Annotated in this window: 20 protein-coding genes; 7 read left to right on the forward strand and 13 right to left on the reverse strand. The window is 63.8% G+C overall.

What is annotated here, in order from left to right; genetic code table 11:
- Positions 1-519: TetR family transcriptional regulator (locus tag APH27_RS24285; protein ID WP_060486108.1), on the reverse strand; the 519-nt coding region annotated here is incomplete at its 3' end.
- A gap of 122 nt (positions 520-641) precedes the next feature.
- Positions 642-1139 carry a hypothetical protein gene (locus APH27_RS24290; RefSeq protein ID WP_060486109.1) on the reverse strand — a complete coding sequence of 166 codons (498 nt, stop codon included), beginning with the start codon at positions 1137-1139 and terminating at the stop codon, positions 642-644.
- 340 nt (positions 1140-1479) lie between these two features.
- Here APH27_RS24290 and APH27_RS24295 point away from each other — a divergent pair, with 340 nt between their 5' ends.
- On the forward strand, positions 1480-3546 hold the full coding sequence (locus APH27_RS24295) for an AsmA family protein (protein ID WP_060486110.1): 2067 nt from the start codon (positions 1480-1482) through the stop codon (positions 3544-3546).
- A 125-nt stretch (positions 3547-3671) separates the two neighbouring features.
- Here APH27_RS24295 and APH27_RS24300 read toward each other — a convergent pair whose 3' ends face one another.
- On the reverse strand, positions 3672-4202 hold the full coding sequence (locus APH27_RS24300; protein ID WP_027920775.1) for a bacterioferritin: 531 nt from the start codon (positions 4200-4202) through the stop codon (positions 3672-3674).
- A 48-nt stretch (positions 4203-4250) separates the two neighbouring features.
- A complete protein-coding gene (gene osmE, locus APH27_RS24305) occupies positions 4251-4592 on the reverse strand; it encodes an osmotically-inducible lipoprotein OsmE (RefSeq protein ID WP_027920776.1) in 342 nt (113 codons plus the stop codon).
- A 124-nt stretch (positions 4593-4716) separates the two neighbouring features.
- Here osmE and APH27_RS24310 point away from each other — a divergent pair, with 124 nt between their 5' ends.
- The gene (locus APH27_RS24310; protein WP_060486111.1) at positions 4717-5607 is read left to right on the forward strand and encodes a triacylglycerol lipase; all 891 of its coding nucleotides are present in this window, start codon (positions 4717-4719) and stop codon (positions 5605-5607) included.
- Here APH27_RS24310 and APH27_RS24315 read toward each other — a convergent pair.
- Entirely contained in the window at positions 5604-6476 is an 873-nt protein-coding gene (locus APH27_RS24315; protein ID WP_060486112.1) for a DMT family transporter, read from the reverse strand. The genes APH27_RS24310 and APH27_RS24315 overlap by 4 nt on opposite strands.
- A 131-nt stretch (positions 6477-6607) precedes the next feature.
- Here APH27_RS24315 and APH27_RS24320 point away from each other — a divergent pair, with 131 nt between their 5' ends.
- The 3 genes from APH27_RS24320 (at position 6608) to APH27_RS24330 (ending at position 8823) form a co-directional block, all read left to right on the forward strand.
- Positions 6608-7396 (forward strand): helix-turn-helix domain-containing protein, encoded by a 789-nt coding sequence (locus tag APH27_RS24320; RefSeq protein ID WP_060486113.1) that lies wholly within the window; start codon positions 6608-6610, stop codon positions 7394-7396.
- A gap of 61 nt (positions 7397-7457) precedes the next feature.
- On the forward strand, positions 7458-7745 hold the full coding sequence (locus tag APH27_RS24325; protein ID WP_027920780.1) for a PsiF family protein: 288 nt from the start codon (positions 7458-7460) through the stop codon (positions 7743-7745).
- Between the two features lie 70 nt (positions 7746-7815).
- Positions 7816-8823, forward strand: a complete 1008-nt coding sequence (locus APH27_RS24330; protein WP_027920781.1) for an AI-2E family transporter — start codon at positions 7816-7818, stop codon at positions 8821-8823.
- Positions 8824-8944: 121 nt separating this feature from the next.
- Here the strand turns inward: APH27_RS24330 and APH27_RS24335 are convergent, their stop codons facing one another.
- Positions 8945-10216 carry an Hsp70 family protein gene (locus APH27_RS24335; RefSeq protein ID WP_027920782.1) on the reverse strand — a complete coding sequence of 424 codons (1272 nt, stop codon included), beginning with the start codon at positions 10214-10216 and terminating at the stop codon, positions 8945-8947.
- A gap of 163 nt (positions 10217-10379) precedes the next feature.
- On the opposite strand from APH27_RS24335, the gene cbpA reads away from it, so the two are divergent.
- Both cbpA and APH27_RS24345 read left to right on the forward strand, forming a co-directional pair.
- Complete coding sequence (gene cbpA / locus APH27_RS24340; protein ID WP_060486114.1) at positions 10380-11348, forward strand: curved DNA-binding protein; 969 nt, start codon at positions 10380-10382, stop codon at positions 11346-11348.
- A 2-nt stretch (positions 11349-11350) separates the two neighbouring features.
- Positions 11351-11656 (forward strand): chaperone modulator CbpM, encoded by a 306-nt coding sequence (locus APH27_RS24345; protein ID WP_027920784.1) that lies wholly within the window; start codon positions 11351-11353, stop codon positions 11654-11656.
- A 70-nt stretch (positions 11657-11726) separates the two neighbouring features.
- On the opposite strand, the gene APH27_RS24350 is transcribed toward APH27_RS24345, so the two are convergent.
- The 7 genes from APH27_RS24350 to cycA all read right to left on the reverse strand — a co-directional run bounded on the left by APH27_RS24350 (position 11727) and on the right by cycA (position 19519).
- Positions 11727-12242 (reverse strand): GNAT family N-acetyltransferase, encoded by a 516-nt coding sequence (locus tag APH27_RS24350; RefSeq protein WP_060486115.1) that lies wholly within the window; start codon positions 12240-12242, stop codon positions 11727-11729.
- Between the two features lie 31 nt (positions 12243-12273).
- Complete coding sequence (gene urtE / locus APH27_RS24355; RefSeq protein ID WP_060486116.1) at positions 12274-12972, reverse strand: urea ABC transporter ATP-binding subunit UrtE; 699 nt, start codon at positions 12970-12972, stop codon at positions 12274-12276.
- Between the two features lie 144 nt (positions 12973-13116).
- Positions 13117-13974: an urea ABC transporter ATP-binding protein UrtD gene (gene urtD, locus APH27_RS24360; RefSeq protein WP_027920787.1), complete on the reverse strand. Its 858-nt coding sequence runs from the start codon at positions 13972-13974 to the stop codon at positions 13117-13119.
- Complete coding sequence (urtC, locus tag APH27_RS24365; RefSeq protein WP_060486117.1) at positions 13971-15050, reverse strand: urea ABC transporter permease subunit UrtC; 1080 nt, start codon at positions 15048-15050, stop codon at positions 13971-13973. Before urtC ends, urtD begins: the two co-directional genes overlap by 4 nt.
- Positions 15050-16570: an urea ABC transporter permease subunit UrtB gene (gene urtB / locus APH27_RS24370; protein ID WP_371262734.1), complete on the reverse strand. Its 1521-nt coding sequence runs from the start codon at positions 16568-16570 to the stop codon at positions 15050-15052. The genes urtC and urtB overlap by 1 nt, the downstream gene beginning before the upstream one ends.
- A gap of 88 nt (positions 16571-16658) precedes the next feature.
- The gene (gene urtA, locus APH27_RS24375; protein ID WP_027920790.1) at positions 16659-17924 is read right to left on the reverse strand and encodes an urea ABC transporter substrate-binding protein; all 1266 of its coding nucleotides are present in this window, start codon (positions 17922-17924) and stop codon (positions 16659-16661) included.
- A gap of 188 nt (positions 17925-18112) precedes the next feature.
- A complete protein-coding gene (cycA, locus tag APH27_RS24380) occupies positions 18113-19519 on the reverse strand; it encodes a D-serine/D-alanine/glycine transporter (RefSeq protein WP_027920791.1) in 1407 nt (468 codons plus the stop codon).
- Between the last annotated feature and the right edge of the window lie 186 nt (positions 19520-19705).

A 19705-nucleotide genomic window follows, 5' to 3' on the forward strand; every position in this document is an offset into this window, starting at 1 on the left:
GTCGATCAGCTCCGGCAGGGTGGCGAATACGGTCTTCACCACCAGGTCGGCCATCACCGCCAGCGCCGCGTTGTCCAGATGCTGCCAGCGCTTCATTCGCGCAAGGTCGGTGGCCAGGTCGTCACTGATATCCTGGCGCAGGCGGGCGATGGCCTGGCGCACGGCGTGCGAACCGCCGTACTGCTCACGGGCGAGGAACAGGAACTGGGCGCGGTGGGCGGCGACCACGTCGAGGAAGATCCGCACGGAAGCATCGGTGATGCCACCGAGTTCGAATTCGTTTTGCCGCACCAGGCGGATGGTCTGGCGGAATGTGGCGTCGACTTCGGCCACCAATGCCAGGCCCAGGGCGTCCATGTCGGAAAAGTGCCGATAAAAGCCAGTGGGCACGATGCCTGCGGCCTTTGCCACTTCGCGCAGGCTGACGCTGCCAAAGCCACGGCCGCTCTCCATGAGCTGGCAGGCGGCGTCCAGCAGGGCCTGGCGGGTCTGTAGCTTCTGTTCGGCGCGCGGCAGCATGGAGCGGGCTTCTGTGAGGGTGAGGCTGGGCACTCTAGTTAAAAAAACAAAGCCCGGTCAATGGACCGGGCTGGGAGGGGAGCAAGCAGTGTGACAGAGGTTGTTCTTTTCGGTCATGGCGATCAGCTCACATGGCTGATTTCAACCAGACGATCCGAGCCACCTTCAGCCACGCGGCCAGAGCGCTCGATCAGGCGATCCGAGCCACCTTCGGCAACACGGCCAGAGCGTTCAATCAGACGATCCGAGCCACCTTCGGCAACACGGCCAGAGCGTTCGATCAGTCGATCCGAGCCACCTTCGGCAACACGGCCAGAGCGCTCGATCAGACGGTCCGAGCCACCTTCGGCGACGCGGCCACTGCGTTCAATCAGGCGATCCGAGCCACCTTCGGCGACGCGGCCACTGCGTTCAATCAGGCGATCCGAGCCACCTTCGGCAACACGGCCACTGCGTTCGATCAGACGGTCTGAACCACCTTCGGCAACGGTGTTCAGTGGTTGGGCGATTTCTGCGGCGCTGGAGCGCGATTCGGCGGTCAGGTGCTGATCGGCAGCTGGCAGGGCGAAGGCGTTGGCAGCGAGGATGGACAGGGTCAGGCTCAGCAGTGTGCGTTTCATGGTTCGGTGCTCCTCTCGGGGGCTGGAAAGTGGGTACGAAGCCAATGCTACGCCCGGTGACGCCAGAGAGAAGTTCATACGGGTAATGGTAACAATCGACAGTATTGATAGCGTTCTTCGGTGGCTCTATCTCGGTTGTTTCAGAGCCCTATAAGGCTATCTGCCAGTAATGGGGCGAGGTCACGGGAGCCCCCGGCCAAGCGCATCAGCCCAGCAAGAAAACCGAAAAAACTCGCTATCATGGCCGTCTCCAATAAAACCCAGCGGGTTTTCATGAGTCCGAGATATTGAGTGCCATCGTTACGCCTGCTTTGTGCCATGCCGTCAGGAGAATCACGCAATGACGCGTCCCGCCAGAATCCTCATCTGGACCTTAACCACCCTGTTGACCCTGCTGGCAATCCTGGTGGTGATCATCGCCACCTTCGACTGGAACCGCGTAAAGCCGCTGCTCAACGAGAAGGTTTCCGAGGCTTTGCATCGGCCATTCGCGATCAATGGCAACCTTGCCGTGCACTGGCGCACCGAGCCAGAGGAAGGCGGCTGGCGCGCCTGGGTGCCATGGCCGCACTTGATTGCCGAAGACCTGACCTTGGGCAACCCCGACTGGCTCAAGGCGCCGCAGATGGTTGGCCTGGAGCGCGTCGAGTTCCGCCTGGCGCCGCTGCCGCTGCTGTTCCAGCAAATCAGCATTCCGCGCATCGACCTGACCAAGCCCACTGCCAGCCTCACGCGCCTGGCCGATGGCCGCGCCAACTGGAACTTCGACTTCGGGCCCAAGGACGACGACGAGCAGCCATCCAAGTGGCAGCTGGACATCGGTGCCATCGGCTTTGACCAGGGCAATGTCAGCTTCGACGACCAGACCTTGAAAACCCGCATGAAGGTGCAGATCGACCCGCTCGGAAAACCGATCCCCTTCAGTGACATCGTCGGCAAGGCCAGCGCCGAAAAGGCCGGAGGCGCTCAGGATTACGCGTTCGGGCTCAAGGCCCAAGGCCGCTACAAAGGCCAGCCGGTATCCGGCACCGGCAAGATCGGCGGCCTGCTGGCGCTGCAGGACGCCAGCCAGCCATTTCCGTTGCAGGCTGATGTGCGCATCGCCGATACCCATGTGGTGCTCGCCGGTACCCTGACCGACCCACGCAACCTCGGCGCGCTGGACCTGCGCCTGCGCCTGTCGGGTGCCAGCCTGGGCAACCTCTACCCGCTGACCGGCGTGACGCTGCCTGACACCCCGGCCTATTCCACCGATGGCCGGCTCAGCGCCAACCTGCATGCAGCCGAAGGCGCGACCTTCAATTACCAGGGTTTCAACGGCAAGATCGGCGACAGCGACATCCATGGCGACCTGGCCTTCGTCGCCAGCCAGCCACGGCCCAAGCTGTCTGGCAATCTGGTGTCCAATCAGCTGCTGTTCAAGGACCTGGCCCCGCTGATTGGCGCCGACTCCAATGCCGAACAGAAAGCCCGCGGCGGTGCCAGCAAGCAGCCGGCCGACAAGGTGCTGCCGGTGGAAGAGTTCCGCACCGAACGCTGGCGCGCCATGGACGCCGACGTCAGTTTTGCCGGCAAGCGCATCGTGCACAGTGAAAAGCTGCCATTCAACGACCTGTCTGCCCACGTGATCCTCGAAGACGGCCTGCTGCGCCTGGAGCCGCTGCGCTTTGGTGTGGCCGGCGGCAACCTGGCATCCAACATTCGCCTGGACGGCCGCAACGTGCCGCTGCAGGGCCGCGCCCAGCTGACTGCGCGTGGCTTCAAGCTCAAGCAGCTGTTCCCGGGGTTTGCGCCGATGCAGACGAGTTTCGGCGAGCTCAACGGCGATGCCGACATCAGTGGCCGTGGCAACTCGGTGGCAGCGTTGCTGGGCACGGCCAACGGCAATTTGCGCATGCTGATCAATGACGGTGCCATCAGCCGCAGCCTGATGGAGATTGCCGGGCTCAACGTCGGCAACTACGTGGTTGGCAAGCTGTTCGGCGATGAAGACGTGAAGATCAACTGCGCGGCGGCGGACGTGGGGATCAAGGACGGCCTGGCGACCACGCGGTTGTTCATCTTCGATACCGAGAACGCGATCATCTACATCAACGGTACGGCCAACTTTGCCAGCGAGCAGCTGGATTTGAAGATCACCCCGGAATCCAAAGGGCTGCGGTTGTTCTCGCTGCGTTCGCCCTTGTATGTGCGTGGTCCTTTCGCCAAGCCCAGTGCCGGGGTGCAGGCGGTACCGCTGGCGCTGCGCGGCGCGGGAATGGTGGCGCTGGGCGTGATTGCCGGGCCGGCGGCAGGGTTGTTGGCGCTGGTGGCGCCGAGCAGTGGCGATCAGCCTAATCAGTGCACGCCGCTGCTGGAGCAGATGAAAGCCGGCAAGGCGCCGGCTGCGGTGAAAAAGCAGAAATAGCACGGGCTGCCTTGCAGCCCTTTCGCGACCCAAGGCCGCTCCTTCAGGGGATCGCGTTGTCCTGTAGGAGCGGCCTTGCCGGGGCGCCGGACCGGTCGGAAAGGGGCGCAAGGCGCCCCTGGCAATTACAGCCCTTGAAGCAGATCGGACATGTCGTCCGCGTGCTCTTCTTCCTGGGCCAGGATGTCTTCGAAGATGCGGCGCGTAGTCGGGTCTTTATCACCAATGTACTGAATGATCTCGCGGTAGCTGTCGATGGCAATCCGTTCCGCTACCAGGTCCTCCAGCACCATCTCTTTCAGCGAGCTGCCGGCTACATACTGCGCATGGGAGTTCTTGGTGAGGTTATCCGGGTTGAAGTCCGGCTCGCCGCCCAACTGCACGATGCGTTCGGCCAGCTTGTCGGCGTGCTCGGCTTCCTGGTTGGCATGCTCCAGGAACTCCTCGGCTGCCACACTGGCCTTGATACCGCTGGCCATGAAGTAATGGCGCTTGTAGCGCAGCACACAGACCAGCTCGGTGGCCAGCGACTCGTTCAGTAGCCGCAGGATTTCCTTGAGGTCGGCATGGTAACCCTCGGTCACCGCACCTTGCTCGACATGCTGGCGGGCACGCTTGCGCAGGGTTTGCACATCGGTCAGTTCAACGTTGCTCATGGTTGTCTCCAAACAGTTCAGGACGGTGGGTCAAGGTAGGCGGGAGGTTCAGGCGCCGTGGGCGGCTTTGCTGTCCTCTTCTCGTTGCTTGCAGGTCTTGAAACCCTTGGCATCGACATGGCCGGTGGCGTCGAAACGCACGTAGTACGGCTGCTGGTGGCCATCGCGGTTGAGGATGTAGTCGTTGCAGGTACCCCCGTGCGGCAAGTCGATCACGTTCGATGGGCTGCCGCCGATGGCGATGACCTTCTGCATGGTCATGCCGTTTTCCACCTGCTTGACCAGCGGCTCATCGCGGTAGGTAACATGGTCCACCGGGTTTTCCGGGTGGCTGCTGCAGGCGGCCAGGGCCGCGCTCGCCAGAAGGACTGCCAGGGTCTGCTTGTACATGGTCCCGCTCCTTGCAAAGGGTCTGTTCTGGTTTGGAACCGCACGGCGCGTCAGGAGTTCGATTGCGATGGTCATCGAAGCGGCGCTAGTGTTGGCCGATCGTCTACGCAGAAGGGCTCGAGCCATGTCGCAGGAGTTGACCACGCGATACCCATTGGTGCTGGTGCCGGGCATGCTCGGGTTCGTCCGGGTGCTGCTCTATCCCTACTGGTTCGGCATTGTGCGGGCCCTGCGCAAGGGCGGCGCGCAAGTGTTCCCGGTGCAGGTCTCGCCGCTGCATTCCAGCGAAGTGCGGGGTGAACAGTTGCTGGCGATCATCGAAGACATCTGCCGGCGCACCGGTGCGGCAAAGGTCAACCTCATCGGCCACAGCCAGGGGGCGCTGAGCGCCCGATATGCGGCGGCCAAGCGGCCCGACAGGGTGGCCTCGGTGACTTCGGTGGCGGGGCCCAACCATGGCTCGGAGCTGGCCGACCCCCTTGAACGCACGGCGCCTGGTGATTCACCCCAGGGGCGTATCCTCAAGGCCATCCTGCATGGCCTGGCGGTGTTGCTGGTATGGCTGGAAACCGGCTGGCGCCGCGACCCGCTGCCGGTCGATGTGCATGCTTCGCACCAGTCCCTGACCAGCGCCGGCGTGGCCCTGTTCAACCAGGCTTATCCACAGGGGCTGCCGGATACCTGGGGCGGGGAGGGAGCGTATGCGGTGAACGGCGTGCGCTACTACTCCTGGTCTGGCACCTTGCAGCCAGGGCTGACCGATCAGGGGCGTAACCGTTTCGACGGCAGCAACCGCTTCTGCCGCCTGTTCGCGCGCAGTTTTGTCAAGGAAAAGGGGCATTGCGACGGCATGGTCGGGCGTTTCAGCTCGCACCTGGGGCAGGTGATCGGTGATGACTTCCCGCTTGATCACCTGGACATCGTCAACCAGTCGCTGGGCGCCGTGGGCAAGGGCGCCGAGCCGCTGCGGCTGTTCACCGAACATGCGGCGCGGCTCAAGGCAGCCGGGCTCTAGCGGCGTACCGGCGTAGTCCAGCGCTCGGCCAGCACGACCCCGACCAAGGTCAGCAGACCACCGATCAGGTGATAGCTGGCCAGTCGTTCGCCGAGCACCACGGCGGCGATCAGCGCGGTCACCACCGGCAGCAGGTTGAAAAACAGCGTGGTACGGCTTGGCCCCAGGCGATGCACGGCCTGCATCCACACCAACGGGGCGATCATCGAGGCGAGCACGCAGGCGTACAGCACCAGGCCGATGTTGTGGCCGTTCAGGCCGGTTTTTTCCGAGAGCAGGAACAACGGCAGCAGCACCAGGATGGCCACCAGCACTTGCAGGTACAGCAGCTGCAGCGGCGGCAGGCGCAACTGCCATTTCTTCAGCAGGAAGCTGTACAGCGCGTAGGCCAGGGTCGCCACCAGCATCAGCAGGTCGCCGCTGTTCAGGCCTTGTTCCAGCAAGATGCCGGGCTGGCCCGCCGAAACCACTTCGAGCACGCCGACGAACGACACCACCGCACCGGCCAGGGCGCCATAGCTCAGGCGCTGGCCTAGCCAGGCGATGGACAGGGCCAGCGAGATCAGCGGCATCAGCGAAAGGATGATGCCCATGTTGGTGGCGCTGGTGAGGCCGGCGGCAAAGTACGCCAGGCTTTGGTATACGGCCATGCCCAGCACGCCGAGGATGGCCACCTTGCCCAGGTGCGGGCGGATGGCCGCACGGTTGCGCCACACGGCGGGCAGCAGGAACGGGGTGAACAGCGCGCCAGCCAGCAGCCAGCGGTAGAAGCCGATCTCGGCGGGGTGGATGGCACCGGCGGACAGCTTGGTCACCACGGTGTTGCCGGCCCAGATGAGGATGGCGGTGAGGGGGAAGAGGTAATTCATGTTGCTGTGATTCTCTGACGTGCCGCGGAGTGTTCCGGGGGCGTACAGCGCCCCGATAGAAGGCTATTATCGGCTGTCTGTCCGCAGGCCTATACTTGTATCCAGACAACCTGCCCCGCAAAGCAGACAGCATGCAACGCAAATACCTCGACATCCCCCAGTTCGCTCAACTCCCGGCCCCGGTGTATTTCCGCCACGACGAGTTCGGCGCCGACACCCACAGTGCGCCCCACCGCCACGCCTGGGGCCAGCTCAACTACACAGCCCACGGGGTGATGCATCTGGACGTCGCCGGCCAGCGCTTCCTGTCGCCCCCGCACTATGCCGTGTGGGTGCCGCCGGGCACCGAGCACGGGTGCTACAACCCCCAGGCCATCGTCTACCGCTCGGTCTACCTGCAAAGCAGCCTGTGTGCGGCGTTGCCGGCGGAACCGTGCAGCCTGGTGATCAGCGACATCCTCAAGGCCATCCTCGGCGACTTTGCCCGCCGCAACCTGCGGGTGGCCCAGGACGAACGTGACCAGCGCCTGGTGCAGGTGTTGCTCGACCAGTTGCTGCTGGCGCCGACCCAGACCTGCTACTTGCCCTTCGCCCACAGCGACGGGCTGCGCCAGGTGCTTGATGCCCTGGCGGCCGAACCTGGCGACAACCGCCCGCTGGCGGACTGGGCTGCGCGGGTGTATGTCAGCGAGCGCACCCTGGCCCGCCAGTTCCTGCGCGAGCTGGGTATCAGCTTTGGTGAGTGGCGCCTGCGCCTGCGCTTCTTGCGCGCCATCGAGGCCCTGGAAGCCGGCCTGCCGATCCAGGCGATCGCCTTTGACCTCGGCTACAGCAGCGCCTCGGCGTTCATCGCCATGTTCCAGCGCCAGGCCCGCTGTACCCCGGAGCAATACCGGCGGCAGGCCCGGCAGGGGATGTAAGAATTCTTGTCTACACTCAGCCTGACCCCGTGCACAGGGCGCGGAGAAAGGAGACCACTCCATGAAAATGCTGCAAATGCCACTGCTGGTGTTAGCTGTATTGTTCAGCGCACAAGGATTTGCCGCCAACACGGCGCAACAGGAAAAGATGAAAACCTGCAACGCCGACGCGACTACCAAGGCCCTCAAGGGTGACGAGCGCAAGGCGTTCATGAGCACCTGCCTGAAGAAGGACGTGCCGCAGTCGCAGCAGGACAAGATGAAGACCTGCAACGCCGACGCCAGCACCAAAGCCTTGAAGGGTGACGAGCGCAAGGCGTTCATGAGCGACTGCCTGAAGAAGAAGTGACCTGCGCCTATGCCTGTGCCCTGAAGGCTGGCAGACTGCGGGCATTCCCGCCGTCTGCCGTCGAGGCTGTATGACTTTCACCCCCCGTCAGGTCACCCTGGCCAGCCTGATCATCGTCATGGCCGGGCTGCTGCTGGCCTTGCCCCTGAAGTTGCTGCCCAGCCTGCTCGCCGGCCTGTTGGTGTTCGAGCTGGTCAACATGCTCACCCCGCGCCTGCAGCCTCTGATCGCCGGGCAGCGTGCGCGCTGGCTGGCGGTGGCCCTGCTCGGCACGCTGGTGGTCAGTGTCCTGACCCTGTTGATTGCCGGTGCCTTCAGCTTCCTGCTGCACGAGGCCGAAAACCCTGGCGCGTCGCTGGACAAGTTCATGGGGCTGGTCGAGCGCGCCCGCAGCCAGCTGCCGCCGTTCATCGAGGCGTACCTGCCGGCCAGCGCGGCGGAGTTCAAGGTAGCCATCGGCGACTGGATCAAGAGCCACCTGAGCGATCTGCAGTTGGTAGGCAAGGGAATGGCGCACATGTTCGTGACGCTGCTGATCGGCATGATCCTCGGCGCGATCATCGCCTTGCAGCGCATCCCCGACCTGACCCGGCGCAAGCCGCTGGCTGCAGCCCTGTTCGAGCGGCTGAACCTGCTGGTGCAGGCGTTTCGCAACATCGTCTTCGCGCAGATCAAGATTTCACTGCTGAACACGACGTTCACCGGCATTTTCCTCGTGGTGGTGATGCCGTTGTTCGGCGTGCACCTGCCGCTGGCCAAGACGCTGATCGTGCTGACGTTCCTGCTTGGGCTGCTGCCGGTGATCGGTAACCTGATGTCCAACACCTTGATCACCATCGTCGGCCTGTCATTGTCGATCTGGGTGGCGGCGGCGGCGCTGGGTTACCTGATCGTGATCCACAAGGTCGAGTATTTCCTCAACGCGAAGATCGTCGGTGGGCAGATCAGTGCCAAGGCCTGGGAGCTGTTGCTGGCGATGTTGGTGTTCGAGGCGGCGTTCGGGCTTCCAGGCGTGATCGCGGGGCCTGTGTATTACGCCTACCTTAAGAGTGAGCTTCGGCGGGCCGAGCTGGTCTGACAGATCGCTGGGGCCGCTTTGCGGCCCTATCGCGACACAAGGCCGCTCCTACAAGGGAACGCGATCTCCTGTAGGCGCGGCCTTGTGTCGCGATAGGGCTGCAGAGCAGCCCCAGGATGGCTCATACCGCGCCGTAGCGCTTGCGCGCCTCGATAGCCAATCCGCTACCAATGCTGCCGAAGATGTTGCCTTCCACATGCCGCGCATTCGGCAGCATTGCCGCCACGCTGTTGCGCAACGCCGGAATGCCGCTCGAACCGCCAGTGAAAAACACCGTATCGACCTGGCCTGCACTCACGCCGGCCTTGCCCAGCAACTCGGTCACACTGCCGCGTACCCGCTCCAGCAGGCCTTCGATGGCGTGCTCGAACAGCTCCCGGGTCAGGTCCACACCCAGTTCACGTTCCACGCGGCTGAGGTCGACGCGACGGCTGACCTGTTCGGTCAGCTCGATCTTGCTGGCTTCCACTTCCATGGCCAGCCAGTGCCCGGCGCGCTCTTCGATCAGTTTGAACAGGCGATCGATGCCCAGCGTGTCCTCGATGTCGTAGCGCATGCTGCCCAGCGCCAGCTGCGACTTCTGCGAGTACAGGGCGTTGATGGTGTGCCAGGTAGCCAGGTTCAGGTGGTAGCTGGTGGGCATCAGTGCGCCGCTCTTCATCCGGCTGCCATAGCCGAAAAGCGGCATCACGCCCTGCAGGCTCAGCTGCTTGTCGAAGTCGGTACCCCCGATGTGCACGCCGCCGGTGGCGAGGATGTCGCTCTGGCGCTCGGCCACCAGGTGGCGTTCGGGCGACAGGCGGATCAGGGTAAAGTCCGAAGTACCACCGCCGATATCGACGATGAGCACCAGCTCTTCACGGCTGATGCCCGACTCGTAGTCAAACGCCGCGGCAATCGGCTCGTACTGGAATGACACGTCCTTGAAGCCGATCTTGCGTGCTACCTCGGCCAGGGTGTCCTCGGCTTCCTGGTCGGCGGCAGGGTCTTCGTCGACAAAGAACACCGGGCGGCCCAGGACCACCTGGTCGAATTCACGACCGGCGGCAGCTTCGCCACGCTTTTTCAGCTCGCCGATGAACATGCCAAGCAAGTCCTTGAACGGCAGGGCACTGCCCAGCACGCTGGTGTCATGCTTGATCAGCTTGGAGCCCAGCAGGCTCTTCAGCGAGCGCATCAGCCGGCCTTCGTAGCCTTCCAGGTACTCGTGCAGCGCCAGGCGGCCATACACCGGGCGGCGCTCCTCGATATTGAAGAACACCACCGACGGCAGGGTGATCTTGCCGTCTTCCAGGGCAATCAGCGACTCGACGCCCGGGCGGTGCCAGCCGACCGTGGAGTTGGAGGTGCCGAAGTCGATACCCAGCGCGCGGGCCGGCGATACGTCAGACATGGGAAAAAGCTTCCGGAGGCAAAACGGCCGCGCAGTTTATGCCAGTTGGCTACAGAATCAAGACCGATCGTCTGCCTTGAGGCAACCCCAAGCGAACCTTGAAAGGCTATGCTTGACCCCTATCTTCAGATGCAACACGCAAATTCACATTGGTGATCCAACGATGGACTTCAAAGACTATTACAAGATACTCGGCGTAGAGCCCACCGCGGACGAAAAGGCGATCAAGGCCGCGTACCGCAAGCTGGCGCGCAAGTATCACCCTGACGTCAGCAAGGAGCGCGACGCCGAGGACAAGTTCAAGGAGGCCAACGAGGCCTACGAGGTGCTGGGTGACGCGCAGAAACGCGCCGAATTCGACGAGATCCGCAAGTACGGCGGCCAGCATGGCCGGCCGTTCCAGGCCCCGCCAGGCTGGCAGAGCCGTGGCGGCGCAGGCGCAGCTGGCGCAGGCTTCGAGGGCGGCGACTTCTCTGACTTTTTCAGCTCGATCTTCGGTGCCCGCGGCGGTAACCCGTTCGGTGGCGGTGCTCGGCAACAACAACGCAGCGCCGGCAGGCGAGGGCAGGACGTGGAACTGGAACTGGCGATCTTCCTGGAAGAAACCCTGAGCAAGGAATCCAAGCAGATCAGTTTCCAGGTACCGCAAACCAATGCGGCCGGGCAGCGCACTGGGTTCACCACCAAGACCCTGAACGTGAAGATCCCGGCCGGGGTCACCGACGGCGAGCGCATCCGCCTCAAGGGCCAGGGCGCGCCCGGTGTTGGCGGCGGCGCCAACGGCGACCTGTTCCTGACCGTGCGCATGGCACCGCATCCGCTATTCGATGTCGAAGGGCATGACCTGATCATCACCGTGCCGCTGGCGCCGTGGGAGGCAGCCCTGGGCACCAAGGTGGCGGTGCCGACCCTGACCGGCAAGATCAACCTGACCATCCGCCCCGACAGCCAGAGCGGCCAGCGCCTGCGCGTACCGGGTATGGGCCTGGCCAACAAGAACGGCGAGCGCGGCAACCTTTACGCGCAGTTGAAAGTGGTCATGCCACCAGCGTCCGACGCTGCTACCCGTGAACTGTGGACCCAGCTTTCCGAGAAAGCGGCGTTCGACCCGAGGACACAATGGAGTAAGTGATCATGAGCAGCACCCTGATCGTTCAACTGGACATGCGTACCCTGTGTCAGGAAGCCGACATCACGGCTGACTACGTGATCGAGATCGTCGAACACGGCATTGTCGAGCCTTCGGGGCGAACGCCGGAGGACTGGCTGTTCGACGATCAGGCGCCGCTCTTGGCCAAGCGCGCGGCGAAGCTGCATCAGGAGCTGGAACTGGAGTGGGAAGGGGTGGCGCTGGCCCTGGAGTTATTGCAGGAAGTGCAGCAGCTGCGCAGCGAGAACAGCATGCTCAGGCAGCGGCTGGGCAGGTTTACCCAGATGTAAGCCGAGTTGCCTGGTCCCCTTGTAGGAGCGGCCTCGCCCCGGCCAGGCCGCTCCTACAAGGGGCCGCATTTCAGGTTGGGTCAGCACCTGGGTTCAGTACCAGTTGCATGAAGGTCAGGTCCAGCCAGCGGCCAAACTTCACCCCAACCTGCGGCATCTGCCCGGTCACCACGAAGCCCAGCCGCTCATGAATGCGCACCGACGCGGCATTGCCGCTCTCGATGGCCGCGACCATCACGTGCTTGCCGCACCCACGCGCACGCTCGATCAGCGCCGCCATCAGCACTGGCCCCAGGCCCTGGCCGCGCTGGTCGCCGCGGATGTACACCGAGTGTTCCACGGTCAGGCGGAAACCTTCGAATGGCCGCCAGTCGCCAAACGATGCATAACCGAGCACACCACTCTCATCCACCGCCACCAGGATCGGATACCCCTGCTGTGCCCGTGCTTCGAACCAGGCCTGGCGGTTGCCCAGGTCCACCGGGGTTTCGTTCCAGATTGCCGTGGTGTTGCGCACGGCGTCGTTGTAGATGTCGAGGATGCCCGGCACATCGGCGGGCAGGGCGTCGCGGATTTGGTAACTCATGACAGCGTCTCGCAGGGTCGTTGGTGGCAGATTAAATGGTTACCAGCCCGCGCACACCTTCGGCTTGCATGTTTTCACCGCGGCCGCGCTGGATGATCTCGCCACGGGCCATGACCAGGTATTGGTCGGCCAGTTCTTCGGCGAAGTCATAGAACTGCTCGACCAGCAGGATCGCCATGTCGCCACGTTCTGCCAGGCGCCGGATCACCGCGCCGATTTCCTTGATCACCGAGGGCTGGATGCCTTCGGTCGGCTCGTCGAGGATCAGCAACCGAGGGCGGCTGGCCAGTGCGCGGCCGATGGCCAACTGTTGCTGCTGGCCGCCAGACAAATCGCCGCCACGGCGTTGCTTCATCTGCTCCAGCACCGGGAACAGCTCGTAGATGAATGCAGGTACTTCCCGCGCTTCGCGGGCCGGGAAACGCGACAGGCCCATCAGCAGGTTTTCTTCGACGGTCAGGCGCGGGAAGATCTCGCGGCCCTGGGGCACGTAGGCGATCCCGGCGTGGACCCGCTGCTGGGGCTTGAGTGTGGTGATCGGCTTGCCTTCCCACTCGACGCTGCCGTCGCGGGCTGGCACCAGCCCCATGAGGCAGCGCAGCAGGGTGGTCTTGCCCACGCCGTTGCGGCCGAGCAGGCAGGTAACTTCGCCGACCTTGGCTTCGAAGGACAGGCCGCGCAGGATGTGGCTGCCGCCGTAGTACTGGTGCAGGGTGTCGATCTTTAGCATGTTGGGTTCCTGGGAAATCTTCGTTGCCTGTGCCGGCCCTTTCGCGGGTGAACCCGCTCCCACAGGGACTGCGCAGTTTTCGAGGCCTGCACCGAACCTTGGGAGCGGGCTTGCCCGCGAAAAAGCCGGCACAGGTATCCATGTCTAGCGGCCCAGGTACACCTCGACCACCCGCTCATCTGCCTGCACCTGTTCCAGCGAGCCTTCCGCCAGCACACTGCCCTGGTGCAGCACGGTCACGTGGTCGGCGATGCTGCCGACGAAACCCATGTCATGCTCCACCACCATCAGCGAATGCGTGCCGGCCAGGCCCTTGAACAGCTCGGCGGTGAATTCGGTCTCGGCATCGGTCATGCCCGCCACCGGTTCGTCGAGCAACAGCAGTTGCGGCTCCTGCACCAGCAGCATGCCGATCTCGAGGAACTGCTTCTGCCCGTGTGACAGCAGGCCTGCCTGGCGTTGGGCCAGGGGCAGCAGGCGCAAGGTGGTCAGCACTTCTTCGATGCGCTGGCGCTGTTCGCCGCCAAGGCGCGCAGCCAGGCTGGCCCACACCGACTTGTCGGCCTTCAGTGCCAGCTCCAGGTTCTCGAACACGGTCAGCGCCTCGAACACCGTGGGCTTCTGGAACTTGCGGCCGATACCCGCCTGGGCGATCTGGTACTCGCTCATGCGGGTCAGGTCGAGGGTGTCGCCAAAGAAGGCGCTGCCGGTGTCGGGGCGGGTCTTGCCGGTGATCACGTCCATCATCGTGGTCTTGCCGGCGCCGTTGGGGCCGATGATGCAGCGCAGTTCGCCAACGCCGATGTACAGGTTCAGCGCGTTGAGGGCCTTGAAGCCGTCGAAGCTGACACTGATGTCCTCAAGGCTCAGCACCGTGCCGTGGCGGGTGTCGAGGCCGGCCTTGCGGGTTTGGCCCAGGCCGATCGCTTCGCGGCCGCTGCCGAGGTTGTCGAATACCGGTTCAAGCATGAATTCGGGATGTACCGGGGGCACGCCTCTCATGGCTGGCTCCTTTTCTTCAACAGGCCGACCACGCCCTTGGGCAGGTACAGGGTGACAAGGATGAACAGCGCGCCGAGGAAGAATAGCCAGAACTCCGGGAAGGCCACGGTGAACCAGCTCTTCATGCCATTGACCAGGCCGGCGCCGAGCAGCGGGCCGATCAAGGTGCCGCGCCCGCCCAAGGCTACCCATACGGCGGCTTCGATGGAGTTGGTCGGCGACATTTCGCTGGGGTTGATGATGCCCACCTGCGGCACGTACAGCGCCCCGGCCAGGCCGCACAGCACAGCGCTGAGCACCCACACCAGCAGCTTGAAGCCACGTGGGTCGTAGCCGCAGAACATCAGGCGGTTTTCGGCGTCGCGCACGGCGGTGAGCAGGCGGCCGAACTTGCTTTGGGTCAGGCGCCAGCACAGGTACAGGCTGGCCAACAGCAGGCCCACGGTGAGCAGGAACAACACCGCGCGGGTGCCTTGGGCGGCGATGTCGAAGCCCAGAATGGTGCGGAAGCTGGTGAAACCGTTGTTGCCGCCAAAGCCGGTCTCGTTGCGGAAGAACAGCAGCATGCCGGCGAAGGTCAGGGCCTGGGTCATGATCGAGAAGTACACGCCCTTGATCCGCGAGCGGAAGGCAAAGAAGCCAAACACCAGCGCCAAAAGGCCAGGTGCCAAGACCACCAGGCACAGAGCCCAGGCGAAGTGCTGGGTACCGGCCCAGTACCAGGGCAGCTCGGTCCACGACAGAAAGGTCATGAACCCCGGCAGGCCGTCACCGGCCGCCTGGCGCATCAGGTACATGCCCATGGCGTAACCGCCGAGGGCGAAGAACAGGCCGTGGCCCAGCGACAGCAACCCGGCATAGCCCCAGACCAGGTCCAGTGCGAGCGCGACGATGGCGTAGCAAAGGATCTTGCCGACCAGCGTCAGGGTGTAGGCCGAGACGTGCAGCGAGTGATCAGCCGGCAGCAGCGACAGCAGCGGCAAGGCCACCAGCAACAGGACGACAGCCGCGCCAATGGCCAGCGACAGCCGTGGCCCGGCTTTTTGCGTAGCAGTGACAAGCAGTGGCTGGTTCATCAGTCGATTACCCGTCCCTTGAGGGCGAACAGGCCTTGCGGGCGCTTCTGGATGAACAGAATGATCAACGCAAGGATGAGGATCTTGCCGAGCACCGCACCGATCTGCGGCTCCAGCAGCTTGTTGGCGATGCCGAGGCCGAACGCTGCCCAGAGGCTACCGGCCAGTTGCCCGACACCACCGAGCACCACCACCAGGAACGAGTCGATGATGTAGCTCTGGCCCAGGTCCGGGCCGACGTTGCCGACCTGGCTCAGGGCCACGCCGCCAAGGCCGGCGATGCCAGAGCCGAGGCCGAAGGCAAGCATGTCGACACGCCCGGTGGAGACGCCGCAGCAGGCGGCCATGTTGCGGTTCTGGGTGACTGCGCGCACGTTCAGGCCCAGCCGCGTGCGGTTGAGCAGCAGCCAGGTCAGCAGCACCACAGCCAGGGCGAAGCCGATGATCACCAGGCGGTTGTAGGGCAGCACCAGGTTCGGCAGCAGTTGGATACCGCCGGACAGCCAGGCCGGGTTGCTGACTTCGACGTTCTGCGCGCCGAACAGCAGGCGAATGGCCTGGATCAGGATCAGGCTGATGCCCCAAGTGGCCAGCAGTGTCTCCAGCGGGCGGCCGTAGAGGTGGCGGATCACCGTGCGTTCCAAGGCCATGCCGACGCCGGCGCTGACCGCGAAGGCCACCGGCAGGGCGATCAGCGGGTAGAACTCGATGGCGCTGGGGGCGTAGCGCTGCAGCAGCACCTGGACCATGTAGGTGCTGTAGGCACCCAGCATGAGCATCTCGCCATGGGCCATGTTGATCACCCCCAGCAAGCCGAAGGTGATCGCCAGGCCCAGCGCTGCCAGCAGCAGGATCGAGCCCAGCGACAGGCCGCTGAAGGCCTGGCCAAGCAGTTCGCCGATCAGCAGCTTGCGCTTGACCTGGGCCAGGCTGGTTTCGGCGGCGGTACGCACGCCGGGGTCGCTCTCGGCATCAGGTTGCAGCAGGGCTTCGAGGCGGGTACGGGCTAGCGGGTCACCGGTTTCGCCGAGCAGGCGCACGGCAGCCAGGCGCACCGCTGGCTCGCTGGCGCCCAGTTGCAGGTTGGCCAGTGCCAGGCCGAGGGCGGCATGCACGGCAGCGTCCGGTTCACTGGCGAAGCGCCGGTCGAGGAAGGCCATCTGCGCCGGTTGCGCGCTCTTTTGCAGTTGCTGGGCGGCAGCCAGGCGGGTCGCGCTGTTGTCGCTGAGCAGTTGGTGGCTGGCCAGGGCGTTGTCGATCAGGCCACGCAGGCGGTTGTTCAGGCGCACCTTGCGCGTGTCGTCGGTGGCGATGCGGCCCTCGCGCAGGTTTTGCAGCAATGGCAGGCGTGCGGCATCGGGTTGCGCCGCCCAGCCTTCGAGCAGGCTGGCCTGCTCGGCGGGCTTGGCGGTGAGGAAAAATTCGCCCTCGCTGGCCTGGGTGGCCAGGGGTAGCAGCAGGAATAAAATGAGCAGGAGTCTGAGCATTCGGGCAGTCCTGGAAATCGGCGGTGGATTCATCGCGGATAAATCCGCTCCTACAGGTTCTGCGCAGCCCTTGTAGGCGCGGATTTATCCGCGAAAGGGCTGCAAAGCAGCCCCAATGCACTCAGTTACCTTTCACTGCATAGTCAGGCCGCTTGTCGTTGCCCGGAATGAACGGGCTCCATGGCTGTGCCCGCAGCGGCTGCTCGGTCTCCCAGACCACGCTGAACTGCCCGTCATCCTGGATCTCGCCGATCATCACCGGCTTGTGCAGGTGGTGGTTGGTCTTGTCCATGGTCAGGGTGAAGCCCGACGGTGCCTTGAAGGTCTGCCCGGCCAAGGCGTCGCGGACCTTGTCGACGTCGGTGGACTTGGCCTTCTCGGCGGCCTGGGCCCACATGTGGATGCCCACGTAGGTAGCTTCCATCGGGTCGTTGGTCACCGCCTTGTCGGCGCCCGGCAGGCCCTTGGCCTTGGCGTAGGCCTTCCAGTCAGCGACGAACTTCTGGTTGACCGGGTTATCCACCGACTCGAAGTAGTTCCACGCTGCCAGGTGACCTACCAGCGGCTTGGTGTCGATGCCACGCAGCTCTTCTTCACCGACCGAGAACGCCACCACGGGTACGTCGGTGGCCTTCAGGCCCTGGTTGGCCAGTTCCTTGTAGAACGGCACGTTGGAGTCGCCGTTGACGGTGGAGATGACCGCAGTCTTGCCGCCGGCGGAGAACTTCTTGATGTTGGCGACGATGGTCTGGTAATCGGCGTGACCGAACGGCGTGTACACCTCTTCGATGTCCTTGTCGGCCACGCCCTTGCTGTGCAGGAAGGCGCGCAGGATCTTGTTGGTGGTGCGCGGGTAGACGTAGTCGGTGCCCAGCAGGAAGAAGCGCTTGGCGCTGCCGCCGTCCTCGCTCATGAGGTACTCGACGGCCGGGATCGCTTGCTGGTTGGGCGCGGCGCCGGTGTAGAACACGTTCGGCGACATCTCTTCACCTTCGTACTGCACCGGATAGAACAGCAGGCCGTTGAGCTCTTCGAACACCGGCAGCACGGATTTGCGCGATACCGAAGTCCAGCAGCCGAACACCACCGCGACCTTGTCCTGGGTCAGTAGCTGGCGGCTCTTTTCAGCGAACAGCGGCCAGTTGGAGGCCGGGTCGACCACCACCGGTTCGAGCATCTTGCCGTTGACCCCGCCTTTGGCGTTGATCTCGTCGATGGTCATCAGCGCCATGTCCTTGAGCGACGTCTCGGAGATCGCCATGGTGCCCGACAGCGAATGCAGGATGCCCACCTTGATGGTTTCGGCGGCCTGGATGCTCCAGCTCAGGCCCATCGCCGCGATTGATGCGCTGAGGGTAAACGCCTTGATCAGACTGCGACGCTTCATGTGCTCTCTCCGCTGAGTTTTTTTGGGTGTTGGCCAAGCGGGGAGGGGCGTTGCAAGGGGTGTGCCTAATGGCAGAGAGTGCGTAATAGAGGGGTTGTGCGAGGTGTTGGGGCGTTGGTTGGATCCAGATTGGTGCTACAGGGATTTGTGTGCACAGCATTGGGGCCGCACAGCGGCCCCAATCAGCGTCAGCCGTTGCGCACAGCCGAGCGCGGATGGCGCCTGCTACGCACGAACTGGTAGGTCACTGCCAGCAACACGAACCAGATGGGCGTGACCAGCAGCGCCGAGCGGGTATCTGCTTCCAGGCTCAGCAGCACCAGGATGAAGGCGAAAAACGCCAGGCACACGTAGCACATGAAGCGCCCGCCCGGCATCTTGTAGTTCGACGCCTGGTGCAACGCGTCGCGGTGCTTGCGGTACTTCAGGTACGACAGCAGGATCAGTGTCCACACGAACATGAACAGCACTGCCGAAACGGTGGTTACCAAGGTGAAGGCTTCGATCACGTTCGGTACCAGGTAGATCAGCACCGCACCCAACAGCAGGCAGGCGCAGGAGAAAAACAGCCCGTTGGCTGGCACCGAGCGGCTCGACAGCTTCTCGAACGCCTTGGGTGCATCGCCTTCCTGGGACAGGCCGTAGAGCATGCGGCTGGTGGAGAACACCCCGCTGTTGGCCGACGAGGCCGCCGAGGTCAGCACCACGAAGTTGATGATGCTCGCCGCCGCCGGCAGGCCGGCCAGCACGAACAGCTCCACGAACGGGCTCTTGCCCGGTACCACGTCGCGCCATGGTGTCACCGCCATGATCGCGATCAGTGCCAGCACGTAGAACACGATGATCCGCACCGGGATCGAGTTGATCGCCCGCGGCAGGGTGCGCTCGGGGTTCTTCGCTTCAGCAGCCGTGGTGCCCACCAGCTCGATGCCCACGAAAGCAAAAACGGCAATCTGGAAACCGGCGAAGAAGCCCATCAGGCCGTTGGGGAACATGCCACCGTCGTTCCACAGGTTGGCCAGCTGGGCGGTGCGACCGCTGGGCGAGGTGAAGCCTGTGATGACCATATACAGGCCGGTGGCGACCAGGCCGAGGATGGCGATGATCTTGATCAGGGCGAACCAGAATTCCATTTCGCCAAACATCTTCACGGTGACCAGGTTCAGCGACAGCAGCACGGCGACGCAAGTCAGCGCCGGTATCCACTGCGGTAGTTCGGGGAACCAGAACTGCGTGTAGGCTGCGATGGCGACCACGTCGGCAATGCCGGTGACCACCCAGCAGAACCAGTAGGTCCAGCCGGTGAAGTAGCCGGCCCAGGGGCCGAGCAGGTCGGCGGAGAAGTCGATGAACGACTTGTAGTTGAGGTTCGACAGCAGCAGTTCGCCCATGGCGCGCATGACGAAGAACAGCATGAAGCCGATGATCATGTAGACGAAGATGATCGATGGGCCCGCCAGGCTGATGGTCTTGCCCGAGCCCATGAACAGGCCGGTGCCGATGGCGCCGCCGATGGCGATCAGCTGGATGTGGCGGTTGGTCAGGTTGCGTTGCAGATGCTGGTCATCTGGCGTGGTGGGTTGAGTTTGCGTCATCAAGCTGCATTCCCTTGAAAGGTCAGTCTTCTTGTCAGAGGTAGCCGGTTAGGCTAACACGCTCGTGCCAGATAGGGGCGCGACAGATCGACTCGACTTTTGGGGTGCAGTGTTTCTCCTGTTACGGCCCTTTCGCGGGTAAACCCGCTCCCACAGGTGCACCACAGGCTTCGAAACCTGTGGTGC

Source organism: Pseudomonas sp. NBRC 111123, assembly GCF_001320205.1.
Classification (GTDB): Bacteria; Pseudomonadota; Gammaproteobacteria; order Pseudomonadales; family Pseudomonadaceae; genus Aquipseudomonas; species Aquipseudomonas putida_J.

What these genes read in the sequence shown, in the direction of transcription:
- APH27_RS24290 (WP_060486109.1), bottom strand. Translation starts at nt 1,139, where the DNA reads ATGAAACGCACACTGCTGAGCCTGACCCTGTCCATCCTCGCTGCCAAC.
- APH27_RS24295 (WP_060486110.1), top strand. Translation starts at nt 1,480, where the DNA reads ATGACGCGTCCCGCCAGAATCCTCATCTGGACCTTAACCACCCTGTTG.
- APH27_RS24300 (WP_027920775.1), bottom strand. Translation starts at nt 4,202, where the DNA reads ATGAGCAACGTTGAACTGACCGATGTGCAAACCCTGCGCAAGCGTGCC.
- osmE (WP_027920776.1), bottom strand. Translation starts at nt 4,592, where the DNA reads ATGTACAAGCAGACCCTGGCAGTCCTTCTGGCGAGCGCGGCCCTGGCC.
- APH27_RS24310 (WP_060486111.1), top strand. Translation starts at nt 4,717, where the DNA reads ATGTCGCAGGAGTTGACCACGCGATACCCATTGGTGCTGGTGCCGGGC.
- APH27_RS24315 (WP_060486112.1), bottom strand. Translation starts at nt 6,476, where the DNA reads ATGAATTACCTCTTCCCCCTCACCGCCATCCTCATCTGGGCCGGCAAC.
- APH27_RS24320 (WP_060486113.1), top strand. Translation starts at nt 6,608, where the DNA reads ATGCAACGCAAATACCTCGACATCCCCCAGTTCGCTCAACTCCCGGCC.
- APH27_RS24325 (WP_027920780.1), top strand. Translation starts at nt 7,458, where the DNA reads ATGAAAATGCTGCAAATGCCACTGCTGGTGTTAGCTGTATTGTTCAGC.
- APH27_RS24330 (WP_027920781.1), top strand. Translation starts at nt 7,816, where the DNA reads ATGACTTTCACCCCCCGTCAGGTCACCCTGGCCAGCCTGATCATCGTC.
- APH27_RS24335 (WP_027920782.1), bottom strand. Translation starts at nt 10,216, where the DNA reads ATGTCTGACGTATCGCCGGCCCGCGCGCTGGGTATCGACTTCGGCACC.
- cbpA (WP_060486114.1), top strand. Translation starts at nt 10,380, where the DNA reads ATGGACTTCAAAGACTATTACAAGATACTCGGCGTAGAGCCCACCGCG.
- APH27_RS24345 (WP_027920784.1), top strand. Translation starts at nt 11,351, where the DNA reads ATGAGCAGCACCCTGATCGTTCAACTGGACATGCGTACCCTGTGTCAG.
- APH27_RS24350 (WP_060486115.1), bottom strand. Translation starts at nt 12,242, where the DNA reads ATGAGTTACCAAATCCGCGACGCCCTGCCCGCCGATGTGCCGGGCATC.
- urtE (WP_060486116.1), bottom strand. Translation starts at nt 12,972, where the DNA reads ATGCTAAAGATCGACACCCTGCACCAGTACTACGGCGGCAGCCACATC.
- urtD (WP_027920787.1), bottom strand. Translation starts at nt 13,974, where the DNA reads ATGAGAGGCGTGCCCCCGGTACATCCCGAATTCATGCTTGAACCGGTA.
- urtC (WP_060486117.1), bottom strand. Translation starts at nt 15,050, where the DNA reads ATGAACCAGCCACTGCTTGTCACTGCTACGCAAAAAGCCGGGCCACGG.
- urtB (WP_371262734.1), bottom strand. Translation starts at nt 16,570, where the DNA reads ATGAATCCACCGCCGATTTCCAGGACTGCCCGAATGCTCAGACTCCTG.
- urtA (WP_027920790.1), bottom strand. Translation starts at nt 17,924, where the DNA reads ATGAAGCGTCGCAGTCTGATCAAGGCGTTTACCCTCAGCGCATCAATC.
- cycA (WP_027920791.1), bottom strand. Translation starts at nt 19,519, where the DNA reads ATGACGCAAACTCAACCCACCACGCCAGATGACCAGCATCTGCAACGC.